Raw genomic sequence first — 13189 nt, 5'->3', positions numbered from 1 at the left:
GCCCAACGGCCGAAACGGTAAAATAAAAGCTGAATGCACCAGCTGGCGAACAGTTAAAATAAACAATTAGTGGCCTATGAATTTGTCAGATATTATAAAAAACCGTTACTCGGTTAGAGCTTATAAAGATACCAAAATAGAAAAGGAACTACTTTTTGAAATCCTGGAAGCTGGCAGACTGGCACCGTCGGCCGTTAATTTTCAACCCTGGCATTTTATTGTTGTGCAAAACAAGGAAGTCCTGACTCAGCTCTATAAATGCTACGACCGCAGCTGGTTTCGCACAGCGCCGGTAATTATAGTTGCTTGTGCCGACCATTCTCAATCGTGGAAACGGGCTTCAGATGGCAAAGATTCTGCCGATATCGACCTGGCAATTGCCATCGACCACATAACCTTAAAAGCCACCGAATTGGGCTTAGGTACATGCTGGGTGTGTAATTTTAATGTAACCTGTTGTTCCAACCTGTTGCAACTGCCAGCTAATATCGAGCCTGTTGCCTTACTTCCGCTTGGATACCCAAATAGCAAAAGACCGGATAAAAAGCGCAAACCTATTGACGAGATCGTTCATTTCGACCGCTTTAATTCATAGGCACATTGTGATATTTAACCAGGTAGTTCTGTAAACGATTCATTCCTTCTTCGATATTCTCGATTGAATTGGCATACGAGAAACGCAGAAAGCCTTCGCCGTTATCGCCAAAATCGATTCCGGGAGTTACGCCAACATGCGCTTTTTCCAGTATATCGAAAGCCAGCTTATAACTATCATTTGAAAGGTGTTTGGCATTTACCATTACATAAAAAGCTCCTGTGGGTTTCACTTTAATATCGAAACCCAGCTTCGTTAACCGTTCAATTAAATACCGGCGTCTTTTATCGTAGGTTAAGCGCATTTCCTCCACCTCGTTACCCGCATTTTTTAATGCTTCAATGCCGGCGCGCTGAGTAGTTGAACCTGCACAAATAAATAAGTTCTGCTGCATTTTCTGCATACATCTTAAATACTCCATCGGAGCAATAACGTATCCTAAACGAAGCCCCGTCATTGCGTAAAGTTTCGAAAATCCATTAAGAACAAAGGCCTTGTCGGTTACTTCCAGAATAGAATGAGCACGATCTTCGTAAACCAAACCGTGATAAATTTCGTCGGAAACAATTGGAATATCAAATGTTGCCAGATCTTTCATCAACTCAACCGACAAAAGGTTTCCGGTTGGATTCATGGGGCTGTTTATCATTATTGCGCGTGTTCTGTCGGTAATGCGCTTTTTTATTTCCTCGTACCGGTACTGAAATCCATCTTCCTCGTAAACCGGCACCTTAATAGCTTTTGCACCAATAAAGCGTATAAAATTCTCGTAGCAGGCATATCCCGGGTCGGAAATTATTACTTCATCGCCGGCATCGCACAACACGCCCAACGTTAATAAAATGGCAGGCGAACTTCCCGATGTTACAATAATCTGCCCGGGCGACACGCTTACATTATATTCCTCTTTGTATTTTTCGGCAATTTGCTTGCGCAGTTCGGGGTCGCCAAGGCTGTGTGTATAATGCGTTCGGCCTTCGTCGAAGGCTTTTTGTTCGGCAACCGAAACACATTTTGGAACGTTAAAATCGGGTTCTCCCACTTCCAGATGGATTACATTTATTCCCTGCTGCTCCATTTCGGCAGCCTTTTCAAGAACTTCCATTACAATAAAAGGAGTAATTTCCTTAGCCTTTTGTGCGATCATTAGAATCGGATTTTGGTTTTGAGGCTAATTTAATCATTAAGGCAACCGACAACAATGGCTTTACTCATAATTTTTATCGATGATAACCTTGCTTACCACTTTATCGCCCACCTGGAAAAGTGTTTTTACCTTTAGTTTTTGTGATAAATATTCGGCAGCATAATAAAACGGAATGGGTAACGTAACCGGACTAAAAATGCTTTCCACATACCTGTTCGATATTTCGCAAGTTTCGGCACCTGCAACATTCACTTTCTTCAACAACCTTTTTGTGCGTTTATGTTCGCGCCCTTCGTGGTTTATAGCAATAACCATCGAATCTTTGGCTGTTTCAATAAATCCGTGTTCGTATTGCGAAACCGACATACTTAAAACCGGCATTCGCATTACCTGGCTGAGCACAAGTGCCGCAATATTAGCGGTAGCAACATTTGGTCCGTTGCCAAGAATATACAAACAACAGCGTTTCTTCCGTTGTGTTTTCGTATAGATTCGTGCGCCAATATCGGTACCTAAGGCTTCAAATTCTGCCTGATGTTTTTTTAGTGCTTCTACTGCTTCGCCCGGATCAAAACCAAACCCCAGATACAATACCAGCAAAGTATTAATGTATGTTTTTGTGGCGATATGATTTTCAATCCCGGAATACAACATTACCTTCTTCGAGCAGTTCGGATGTTTTCCCAACGGACTGTTCTCGTCGTTTACAATAGCGGTAAAAGACTTAAAATAGTCGGCACACCAAAGCGTTTCAGAACTTTGCCCCGATTGCGAAATAAGTACGCCTTTTTCAGGCTCTTTATACTTTAACAGGTAATTAAAATATTCGGCTGCTTTCTCAGGAAAAAAGTTTATTCCCATAAAACGAAAAGCTTTTGTTGCAATATGCGAAGCCCCCATACCAATATAAGGCACCTCCTCCGGCAATATCAACCCCTTGTTCTTCATGTAACACAGCTCTGCCCTGTACGGTATTTCAAAAACTTCATGTTTCATTGCTGTAACCTTTTGGATTATAACTATAAGTTACAAAAACAAAACGTACAAATACAAGTATTTACCGGAAAGAAATTTACAAATACCGTTTTGCTATTGCTACAGCCTGATGCAGATAAGCACCTCCAAATAAATAATAATGATTAAGCACATGATACAACTGATACAGCTGATTTCTTTCTTGCCATCCGGAATCGAGCGGAAATTCGTCGTTATAGGCATCAAAAAAACGCGAAGAAAAACCCCCAAACATAGTAACAATTCCAAATTCCATTTCGCGGTGCGAATAACTGGCTGCCGGATCGATTAATGCCGGACCATTCTTTGTTAACATGTAATTGCCCGACCACAAATCGCCATGAATTAACGAAGCCCTTTCTTCATTCGGAATCAACAATTCGAGGCGATCCAGCAACTTTTCAAACAAACGCAAACAAGAACTGTCTAACCCCCTGCCTTCCCGAATCATATTTATTAAAAACGCCAATCTCTTATCACGGAAAAACGGCACCCAGCTTTTTCCCCAGGTATTATTTTGTGTAGTTGCGCCACAATAATTATCGGAATAAAATCCAAAATCATTTTGCTGATATTTATGAATTAGTGCCAACCCTCTTCCTAACCTTTCCGACTGATCGAAACCTCCCGGTTCCAGGTATTCCATCACCAGCAAAGCGAGCATTTCGTCAAGTTCTTTTGCATATAACACTTTGGGCACACAAAACGTCCCGTCTGATGCCTTGCTGAGTTCCTTCAAACTCTCTGCTTCGCGGATAAAAATATCGCTCTCGCAATCCGAATTCCATTTCAAAAAAAAGCTGCCACAATTGGTATCGATTTTCGAAGCATGATTTATACATCCGCCAGACAAAACTTTGGAAGATGTAATCATTACCGTTTCTCCAAGTACATTCGACAATTGCTTTTCAACTTCCTGCAAAATACGACCTTGACTATTTACCCCCATTTTGTTTGTTTATTTTCTTAATTAAAGAATATGTTTAAATTTAGCAGGAAATTAGATTACAAAAAACTTTTTAGCGTTGTTTCAAAATAACCCAATATGCGATTATTTTTAATTTGCGTAATAGTATTTACTAATTGCTATTACCTAAATGCTCAATATAAAATTAAGGCGAGTAATAATTATCCCCCGTTTAATTATATTGATGAGAATGGGGACCTTGTTGGCTTTAACATCGATTTGGTAAAGGCCATAAATGAGCTGTATAATAACCAAATTGAAATATCGGGAGCAGAGTGGCAAGCGGCTAACTCGTTACTGGAAAACGAACAAATTGACGGTATTGCCGGAGCTCACTACCCCGGCTATCCCGATAATCAGCACCTTTATACCCGATCGGTTATAAATACTTCGCATTGCTTTTTTTACAACAATAATTACCATAAAACTATAACGATAGAGTTTTTGCGAACTCAAAAACAACCCGTTGTTGCATTATGGAAAAACGATGTACTGGTGCGCTATGTTTTAAGTATAAATCCTGCCGCGAAATTTGTTTATGCTGCCAATTACAATCAATTAGTTGATTTACTGGAAGACGAACAGATAACTTGCGCCATTGCCCAACGAATTGGTGGGATGTATTATGTAACTAAACATCAAAAAGACTACATAAAAACTACTAACCACCGAATACTGGAGCGAAGCATGGGGTTTATGCTTTCGCCAGGTTCGATTGAATTGGCAGCAATAATAAATAACGCCACAGAAATACTGCTTTCAAATGGCGAATACCAACGCATTTATGACCAGTGGCTCGCCGAGTACGACAAAGAATCGAATGGATTGAGAGATTACTGGCGGTACATTATACTCATCAGTGCAATTGTTGGCTTCATACTTCTTCTTCTCATTGTAGTCAATCGAATTCTTCAAGCCAGGGTTCGAAGAAAAACACATGATCTCCAACACCAACTCTACCTGAACTCTGAGATTATGAAAGAACTTTCGCGTCAGAAAAACAAGGCTGAGCAAAGTGATAAAATGAAGTCTGCTTTTTTAGCCAATATGAGCCACGAAATACGAACCCCAATGAATGGCATTCTGGGTTTTGCAGAACTCTTAAAAACGCAGGCTTATTCAAAGGAAGAAGAACTTCAGTTTATAAACATCATTCAGCAGAGTGGCGACAGAATGCTGAATACCATCAATAATATTATTGATATCTCGAAAATTGAATCAGGAAACGAGGAGGCACAAATTAAAAAGGTAAACATTGCAAAAATCGTATCCGAATTGTATGATTTTTTTAGCGTTGAAGCCGATGAAAAAGGAATTGATTTGCTTGTTGAGCCGGAAATTAATACGCCGTTGCAGAACTTTTACAGCGATTCGTACAAGCTGACTTCCATTTTAACCAATCTCATTAAAAATGCCATTAAATTCACCAACAAAGGCTATGTAAAAATTCATTACTCGCTTAACTCTACCGAGTTAAAAATTACGGTAAGCGACACCGGAATTGGAATTGCTCCCGAAAAGCAAAAAGCAATATTCGATTACTTTGTTCAGGCCGACCATTCACACTCTAGCGGCTATGAAGGATCAGGACTGGGACTTTCAATAACACGTGGCTATGTAAAGCTGCTAAATGGAGAAATCAGCGTTTCTTCAACACCGGGCAAAGGCACTTCATTCACTTTTGTTTTGCCCAATTTAAAAACGGTATGCACACCGCAGGAATTAACTATAACAGAGGCGCATGCAGAACAAGTTAATTTTAGCCGGGACAATGATTTAAACATTGTAATTGCAGAAGACGATGAAATTTCATTTGACTTTTTAAGCCATATTCTTTCCGACATATCAGGAAGTTTAAAGCGGGTTAAAAATGGTATCGACGTAGTTAAAGTTGTTCGGGAAAATCCAGCTACCGATGTCGTTTTAATGGACATTAAACTGCCAAAAATAAATGGTTTTGAAGCAACAAAACGGATAAGGACATTCAATAAAGACGTGTACATTATTGCACAAACCGCATATGCGCAGGAAAACTACAAACAAGAAGCAATTGCCGCGGGATGCGATAATTTTATTGTAAAACCGATTGATAAAAACCAGTTAAAAAAGATTCTGTCGAAGTTAAAACAACCGGCCATATCTGAATAGCAGAATTAATGCGAACAACTTACGCAGGTTCGCGCTTGCGGCATAATAAGAATCCTACCCAGCGGAATTGGTTTTTTACAGCTTATACAGCGGCCAAAATCATCGTCATCAACTTTCGATAAGGCAAATTTCAACTTCTCAAGCTTTTCTTTTGCCTTACGCAAAGTGGCTTCAGTAACACTTTTGTTGTTTATAGCATCCATCCGGGATATTCGTCCAATGGCATTTTCCGGCTCAACAGGTTTTGTCAGTTCGGTATATTCCTGAATAAGTTTTTCCGTTTTATCAATTTCGGAAGTGATTTGAACTTTTATTTCAACCTTATTCAGTTCGGCCATGGCAACAAATTAGCATTACGAAAACAGCGAATCGACAAACTCGCGACGACGGAAAATTTGCAAATGCTCCATTTTCTCGCCAATACCAATATATTTTACAGGAATTTTAAACTGGTCGGAAATACCAATTACAACACCGCCTTTAGCAGTTCCGTCGAGTTTGGTTAGTGCCAGTGCCGTTACTTCAGTAGCTTTTGTAAACTGTTTGGCCTGCTCAAAAGCGTTTTGCCCGGTAGATCCATCCAGAACGAGTAACACTTCATCAGGCGCATCGGGAACGATCTTTTGCATCACTTTTTTAATCTTGCTTAGCTCGTTCATTAAACCAACCTTATTGTGCAGTCGGCCGGCCGTATCAATAATCACCACATCAGCATTGCTGGCTTTTGCCGATGCCAATGTATCGTAAGCTACCGATGCCGGATCGGATCCCATTTTTTGTTTTACAATAGGTACATCTACCCTTTCGGCCCAAACTTCCAATTGCTCAATTGCAGCGGCTCTGAATGTATCGGCAGCTCCCAAAACGACCGATTTCCCGGCTTGTTTAAAATTGTATGCCAGTTTACCTATGGTGGTGGTTTTTCCTACTCCGTTTACACCAACAACCATAATTACATAAGGCCCGTCTTTTTGCGGAAGATCAAAGTCTGAAACATCAGTGGTATTATTTTCCTCCAATAAATCAGATATTTCATCTTTCAGGATGCTGTTCAATTCGCTAACGCCCATGTATTTATCGCGCGAAACACGCTCTTCGATACGTTCAATGATTTTAAGCGTTGTATCAACTCCTACATCTGATGTAATAAGTACCTCTTCCAGGTTGTCTAAAACTTCGTCGTCAACTTTCGATTTTCCAACTACCGCACGACTTAGTTTCTTAAAAACACTCTCTTTTGTTTTCAACAACCCCTCGTCGAGACTCTCTTTCTTCTTTCTGCTAAAACTTCCGAATATGGCCATATAAAAATGATTTGCAGGTTCTAAAATAGTACAAAATTTGGTTACAGTAAATTTGTGGTACAAAAAATATCAAAACGTTCATATAAACAAAAAAAGCTTTCATCTTACATGAAAGCTTTTCCTGTTATACATTATATTTTCTTATTTTTTAAAATACGTTTTAACGTCGTCGTTTGGCACCATTTCTTCTTTAAAAGCGTATGCTCCGGTTTTCTCCGACTTAATCATTTTGATTACTTTCGCATAACCTTTACCGGCACCTTTTTGTAGTGATGCTACTGCTTTCTTTGCCATGTCTTAATTATTTAATTTCTTTATGTACTGTTACTTTCTTAAGAATAGGATTGTATTTTTTTAATTCCATACGCTCCGTAGTATTCTTTCTGTTTTTTGTAGTAATATACCTTGAAGTACCTGGCACACCACTATCCTTATGCTCTGTGCATTCTAATATCACCTGCACTCTGTTACCTTTTTTTGCCATTGCTTAAGATCTTTTAAAATTTATCAATAAAACCTTTTTCCTGTGCCTCGGCTAAAGCAGACTTAATGCCTTTTTTATTAATGGTACGCATACCGGCAGCAGATACTGTTAGTTGCACCCAACGATCTTCGTGGGGCATATAAAATTTCTTTTTAAACAGGTTTACATCGAACTTTCTTTTAGTTCTTCTTTTCGAGTGAGAAACATTGTTACCCACCATTGCTCTTTTACCTGTTATTTGACAAACTCGTGACATTTCTTTTTAATTTCTTGATGTTCAAAATAAACACATTACTAAAAACGGAGTGCAAAGAAAATACTTTTTTAGAAAATAATCAAGTAGTTATCCTAATTTTTGCAAAAACAATTAACAATACCGTGTTAATACTCAGGAAAAAACGAGTTTTCTACTCAATCGCCTGCAAATATATGCTAATTTTCGATAGCATGAAAAGAATATTGACGCAATATTAATTTTTCTGAAAACAAAGAATTAGCTGAATATTTTATGATTAATTCGCGTTGTTTGCCTTACTCCGGAAACGTAATGAACAACCGTTTTTGGATTTAGAAAGCGCCTGTAAAAACAAAAGGTCCGGAATCACTCCCGAACCTTTCACTGTTTATTTAAAAATTCGCTTATAAACTTTGCTCACATGCAGCTAATACCTTTTTTGCATTTGCATTATTAGGATCAAGCTCTAAGGCTTTTTTCAAGAACGGAATGGCTTGTTCAAAGCTTTTCTTACCGGCTGCTACTGCGTTTTTATATTCATCGTCTAAAGTTGTGATGCTTCCGGAATTAACACTTTCGGTTGCACTTTTAATCGTTGCAGCACCTTCCTGGTATTTGTCATATCCTTGAGAAAAATAAACCTTGGCAATGTTTTCAACCAATTCGGCTTTATTTGCCTCGCTAACAGCAACACCTTCAACCGACGATTTTCCTTCGGCAACCAAAGTTTCAGCAGCCTTTTTCAACGAAGCACTTTTATATTTTTCGGCTTTGTCGTAATTGAAATCGTTTTGCGAAACGGCAAAACAATTGGCAGCCTCAACAAAATCTTCGCTTTTATAGCTTTTAATTCCTTCATTATAGAAAATTTTACCCGCTTGCTCTTCAATACCTTCATTTGGGTAATCGGCAATAGCAGCTTTATAAAGCTCAATTGCTTTATCGTACTCTTTACTATCTACTGCATCCGATGCTTTACTTTTTGCTACAGCCGGGCGCAATTGACCAAGTACGGCGTTAATATTATCCACATTCTGTCCATGATCCGGGATGGCCAATACAGATTCGAATAATTCAATAGCCTTTTCAAAATCTTTACTTTCAACAGCGGCATTTGCCTGCGTCATTAATTCACTGGCGTCCTGGGCAAATGTCATTACTGAAATAAACACCATCACCATTAACAATACTACTCTTTTCATTTTTCAACTACTTTTTGATATTTTATAATTCAATTTAATTTTTCTCTAAATTTCGTCGATGAGCCCCAAAAATAGTAATTCTGAATTAAAAACCTAAAATACAGTAATTAAGATTCCCTACTCATTTTTCTTATTATTGCCGAAACAAAAACAGTACCGTTAAAAAATGCATTATTTTTTAGCGAGTTACGGGTTAAGCAAATCCGGATTCCAAAAGTTCAATATATTTTTAATCAGGTGAAGATTGTTTATTGCCTCGGTATTACCGGGCTCCATATCCAACACACGGCTAAAAGCATTTATGGCTTCGCCCCAATTCTGGTATTTTTGTTCAATCTTCCCTTTCAGCAAAAAATAACGTACAGAATTCTGTTCCTCAAGCTCTTCAAAAAGTTTTCGGGCCTGTTCTGCTTTTTCAGTTTTCAACAAATCTTCAATTACTTTCAGGCTGTTTTCAATTTCTATGTTCTCCATTTCTATTTCTCTCCCCTGCTTACTGAAATAACACCTTTTACCTTTTTTAGTTTATGAATAAGGAATTCAAGGTGATCGAGGTTATAAACCAAAATCTGCAATACGCCTTCAAAATTGCCTTTATCGCTCGAAATATTTATAGCTCGCATTTGTGTGCCAACATCTTTTGCAATAATGTGTGTAATCTCGGAAATGATCCCTACTTCGTCGGTTCCTGAAATATGCAACGACGTTAAGAATGAGCTATTGCTGGTATTGTCTTTCCATACGGCTTTTATAATGCGGTAAGGAAAGCGCTCTCTCATTTGAGGTGCATTCGGGCAACTGGCACGATGTATTTTTATACCTTCGTTTATGGTAACAAAACCAAATATTTTATCGCCAAAAACCGGATTACAACATTTTGCCAGTTTGTAATTTACATTTTTCAGGTTGTTGTCGATGATCAGAAAATCTTCGCCACCATCATACGTCAGATTTTTTGCTTCGCTTGTTGGCAACAGTTCTTCAATCGTCTTCTTCGTTGTATCGGGTTCCTCCTCTTTTTCAACAAACAGCGATTTTACTTCAAGCGTATCGATTTTACCATTTGCTATTTCATAGTAAAAATCAATTGCCAGTTTAAAGCCAAAATGTTTCAGAATTTTACGAATAGCATCGTCGTTTAAATCCAGTTTCCAGTTTTTAAACTTGCGTAACAACATTTCGCGGCCATCACTCGCCTGGCGGTTACGATCTTCGTTTAAACTCGTTTTAACCCGGTTTCTGGCTTTCGAGGTTACTACAAATTCCAACCAGTCTAACTTTGGTTTCTGATTATTCGACGTATCGATCTCAATTTGATCGCCGTTTTTAAGCTTGTGTTTTAAAGTAACTTTTTTACCATTTATTTTGCCTCCGACACAAGTATCACCAAGGCGCGAATGAATGTCGTAAGCAAAATCCAGCACTGTAGCTCCTGAGGGCATTTTCTTCAAATCGCCCTTTGGCGTAAAAACAAATATTTCGTCGCTGTATATATCGGTGTTAAAGTGTTCGATAAAATCAACCGCATTTAATTCCGGATTTTCCAGAATATCGCGGATACCAGCCAGCCACGAGTCGAAACCCGATTCCTTGCCTCCTTTATATTTCCAGTGTGCAGCCAAGCCTTTTTCGGCAACCTCATCCATTCGTTTGGTACGAATTTGAATTTCAACCCATTTTTTATGCGGTCCCATTACCGTTGTGTGCAACGACTCGTATCCGTTTGATTTCGGAATGGTTATCCAATCGCGCAGCCGGTTTGGATTGGTTTGATACTCTTCAGTAACAAACGAATAAGCTGTCCAGCAGTCGGCTTTTTCATTTTCCGGTTCCGAGTCAAGAATCACACGAATGGCAAACAAGTCCATTACCTCGTCGAACGAAACATTCTTTTTGCGCATTTTGGTATTTATCGACGAAATAGACTTTGTGCGTGCCTTCATCGAAAATTTCAATCCGCGCTGCTGCAGCTTTTTCTCAATAGGTTTAACAAATTCGGCTACAAAGTTGGCTCGCTCGCGTTCGGTTTCCTTTAAACGGTTTACAACGTAATAATACTCATCAGGCTTTTGAATTTTCAGGCAAATATCCTGCATTTCGGAGTTTATACTGTACAAACCAAGCCGGTGTGCCAAAGGAGCGTATAAATATTGTGTTTCGTAGGCGAGTTTCTGCTGGTTCGCCTTGCTGTAAACTTCGAGATTACGCATTACCTGTAACCGGTCGGCGATTTTAACCAAAATAACTCGTACATCGCCGGCCAGTGCCAGCATCAGTTTTCGGTAATTTTCCGAGTGCAAATCGATGGTATCGGTTCCCAGGGCATTGATCTTTGCCATTCCTTCCAGGATAGAACTTATATGCTTCCCAAATTTTTCACCAATTTCTTCCTGAGTTGCCTTTTCCTTTAATCCGGCATACATTACATTGTGTAACAAACCTGTAATTACCGAATCGGGTTCAAGACCGATCTCCATCGCAATTATGGAGGCAACTTCGAGCGAATGGCTTAAAATTACTTCGTCGTGAGAAAAGCGGGTCTCGCCAAGAACTTTCCGGGCAAACTCAAAAGCATTCTCAAGTTTCAGAAACGATGCATCGTCCCATGTTAACTGGCAAAACTCTTTTAAGTGGTCGTATCTGGTATATATTTGTTCTCTGGGTTCCATGATGTAAAAATAAAAAAGGCTGCTATAAGAGCAGCCTTTTAATTCTATATATTGATTTTAATATTATTGAGCTGCAGCAGTAGTATCAACAAAGGTACGATTACGCATTTCACGATCCAGCATAAAAATACCGTTACCCTGGCCATTAATGAGTTTTAAGGTATCAAGTATTTCAGTAACGTTAGCTTCTTCTTCAACCTGCTCATCAACAAACCAGCGCAAAAAACTTTGTGTTGCATGGTCTTTTTCTTCAATAGCAACATCAACCAATTTATCGATTAAACTGGTAACCAACTGCTCGTGCTCCAGTGTTTTCTCATAAACATCAATAACACCTTCCCAGGTTGTTGGCATTTGGTCAATAGCTTTCAACTCCACTTTACCTCCTCGTTCAACTACGTAATTAAAAAACTTGTTGGCATGAGTCAGCTCTTCCTGGTATTGAACATACATCCAGTTAGCAAAGCCCGGCAGCCCTTTATCGTTAAAATAGGCCGACATTGATAGGTATAATAATGAAGAGTATTGTTCCGCGTTAATTTGCTCATTTAGCGCTTTTAGCATTTTTTCTTTCAACATGATCTACTTGTTTTATGATTTTGTGCTTAAAAGTAGGAAAAACAACAGAAAGATAAAAAAGAAAGATCCAAAAACGGATCTTTCTTAACGAATTGTAATTTGAATTACCTTATCGAGCAATATCGACTTGCTTTTTCTTTTCGAGCCAAATATAAATGTGCTGCTATTCTTCATCAACCCTGGTCTTGAATGTCCATGTTGGGCTGTTTGCCACACGGTCTCCTTCATATTTAGCAACTACATACCAATAATATGTTGTATCGTAACTTAAGCCATCAACTACGACTTCATTACTGGTTAAGTTTTCGCCGGCAACTTTTTGCGTGGTAGAGTTCGACTGGAAATAATACACTGTGTATTCTAACTCTTTTCTTGAGTATTCCTGCTCAACTGCCCACCTAAAAGTTATACTTGTACTTTGTTCAACAGCACCATTGCCCGGTACGGGATCATAAATTTCTATCCATCCAATATCGTTTTCATCTTTCATAAGAAAGAATCTTAAATCCGTTGTTTCGTTTTCATAAACAGCAATGCTAACGGTACTACTTAGATAGTCATTTTTACGTGCGGTAACTGCTAAATCACCTTCTTTAACTTTGGAAAACTCAAATACTCCATCGTCAGCTGTTATAGTAGACGTACTAGCCGGATTGGTTACTATCTGCACTCCGGAAAGAGGCTGATACGTCTCACCATCAACAATTTGTCCTTTAACTATTCCGTATTTCTCAATCATTAGTGTCCGGTAAAATTTACCGGGCAGTACATTTTAAAGAACCACCCGGTATGTCTACTTTTGAGTTACCACACCAAAAAGTTAGACATGGGTAAAAATACAATTT

15 protein-coding genes are annotated in these 13189 nt (G+C 38.9%); 2 read left to right on the top strand and 13 right to left on the bottom strand.

The window, feature by feature from the left end:
• The first annotated feature begins 76 nt into the window (after nt 1-76).
• Complete coding sequence (locus BMW53_RS14240) at nt 77-595, top strand: nitroreductase family protein (protein WP_038561834.1); 519 nt, start codon at nt 77-79, stop codon at nt 593-595.
• Here BMW53_RS14240 and BMW53_RS14235 read toward each other — a convergent pair.
• The 3 genes from BMW53_RS14235 to BMW53_RS14225 form a co-directional block, all read right to left on the bottom strand.
• Nucleotides 585-1742 carry a pyridoxal phosphate-dependent aminotransferase gene (locus BMW53_RS14235; protein ID WP_074780827.1) on the bottom strand — a complete coding sequence of 386 codons (1158 nt, stop codon included), beginning with the start codon at nt 1740-1742 and terminating at the stop codon, nt 585-587. The genes BMW53_RS14240 and BMW53_RS14235 overlap by 11 nt on opposite strands.
• 60 nt (nt 1743-1802) lie before the next feature.
• Nucleotides 1803-2738, bottom strand: coding sequence for an SIS domain-containing protein (locus tag BMW53_RS14230; RefSeq protein WP_038561831.1), 936 nt, complete (start codon nt 2736-2738; stop codon nt 1803-1805).
• Between the two features lie 76 nt (nt 2739-2814).
• A complete protein-coding gene (locus BMW53_RS14225; protein WP_051567997.1) occupies nt 2815-3705 on the bottom strand; it encodes a fructosamine kinase family protein in 891 nt (296 codons plus the stop codon).
• 96 nt (nt 3706-3801) lie between these two features.
• Between BMW53_RS14225 and BMW53_RS14220 the strand changes: the two genes are divergently transcribed.
• On the top strand, nt 3802-5871 hold the full coding sequence (locus tag BMW53_RS14220; RefSeq protein ID WP_051567996.1) for an ATP-binding protein: 2070 nt from the start codon (nt 3802-3804) through the stop codon (nt 5869-5871).
• 5 nt (nt 5872-5876) lie between these two features.
• Here BMW53_RS14220 and BMW53_RS14215 read toward each other — a convergent pair whose 3' ends face one another.
• From BMW53_RS14215 to BMW53_RS14165, 10 genes are all read right to left on the bottom strand, one after another.
• Nucleotides 5877-6209, bottom strand: a complete 333-nt coding sequence (locus BMW53_RS14215; protein WP_038561829.1) for a TraR/DksA family transcriptional regulator — start codon at nt 6207-6209, stop codon at nt 5877-5879.
• A gap of 15 nt (nt 6210-6224) precedes the next feature.
• Nucleotides 6225-7175: a signal recognition particle-docking protein FtsY gene (gene ftsY / locus BMW53_RS14210; RefSeq protein WP_038565303.1), complete on the bottom strand. Its 951-nt coding sequence runs from the start codon at nt 7173-7175 to the stop codon at nt 6225-6227.
• A 141-nt stretch (nt 7176-7316) separates the two neighbouring features.
• A complete protein-coding gene (locus BMW53_RS14205) occupies nt 7317-7469 on the bottom strand; it encodes a DUF4295 domain-containing protein (protein WP_074780824.1) in 153 nt (50 codons plus the stop codon).
• Between the two features lie 7 nt (nt 7470-7476).
• Complete coding sequence (gene rpmG / locus BMW53_RS14200) at nt 7477-7659, bottom strand: 50S ribosomal protein L33 (protein WP_038561825.1); 183 nt, start codon at nt 7657-7659, stop codon at nt 7477-7479.
• A 13-nt stretch (nt 7660-7672) separates the two neighbouring features.
• Nucleotides 7673-7915, bottom strand: coding sequence for a 50S ribosomal protein L28 (gene rpmB, locus BMW53_RS14195; protein ID WP_038561818.1), 243 nt, complete (start codon nt 7913-7915; stop codon nt 7673-7675).
• 383 nt (nt 7916-8298) lie between these two features.
• Nucleotides 8299-9096, bottom strand: a complete 798-nt coding sequence (locus BMW53_RS14185; protein WP_074780822.1) for a tetratricopeptide repeat protein — start codon at nt 9094-9096, stop codon at nt 8299-8301.
• 186 nt (nt 9097-9282) lie between these two features.
• Nucleotides 9283-9570: a tetratricopeptide repeat protein gene (locus tag BMW53_RS14180; RefSeq protein ID WP_038561802.1), complete on the bottom strand. Its 288-nt coding sequence runs from the start codon at nt 9568-9570 to the stop codon at nt 9283-9285.
• Between the two features lie 2 nt (nt 9571-9572).
• Nucleotides 9573-11765 (bottom strand): RelA/SpoT family protein, encoded by a 2193-nt coding sequence (locus BMW53_RS14175; RefSeq protein ID WP_038561797.1) that lies wholly within the window; start codon nt 11763-11765, stop codon nt 9573-9575.
• A gap of 63 nt (nt 11766-11828) precedes the next feature.
• Nucleotides 11829-12344, bottom strand: a complete 516-nt coding sequence (locus BMW53_RS14170; protein WP_038561792.1) for a ferritin — start codon at nt 12342-12344, stop codon at nt 11829-11831.
• 163 nt (nt 12345-12507) lie between these two features.
• Nucleotides 12508-13083, bottom strand: a complete 576-nt coding sequence (locus tag BMW53_RS14165) for a carboxypeptidase-like regulatory domain-containing protein (RefSeq protein WP_038561787.1) — start codon at nt 13081-13083, stop codon at nt 12508-12510.
• Between the last annotated feature and the right edge of the window lie 106 nt (nt 13084-13189).

This window comes from Draconibacterium orientale (assembly GCF_900111425.1).
Lineage (GTDB): Bacteria > Bacteroidota > Bacteroidia > Bacteroidales > Prolixibacteraceae > Draconibacterium > Draconibacterium orientale.
Note: the sequence above shows the minus strand (reverse complement) of the source record. Positions and strands in the feature narration are given on the sequence as shown.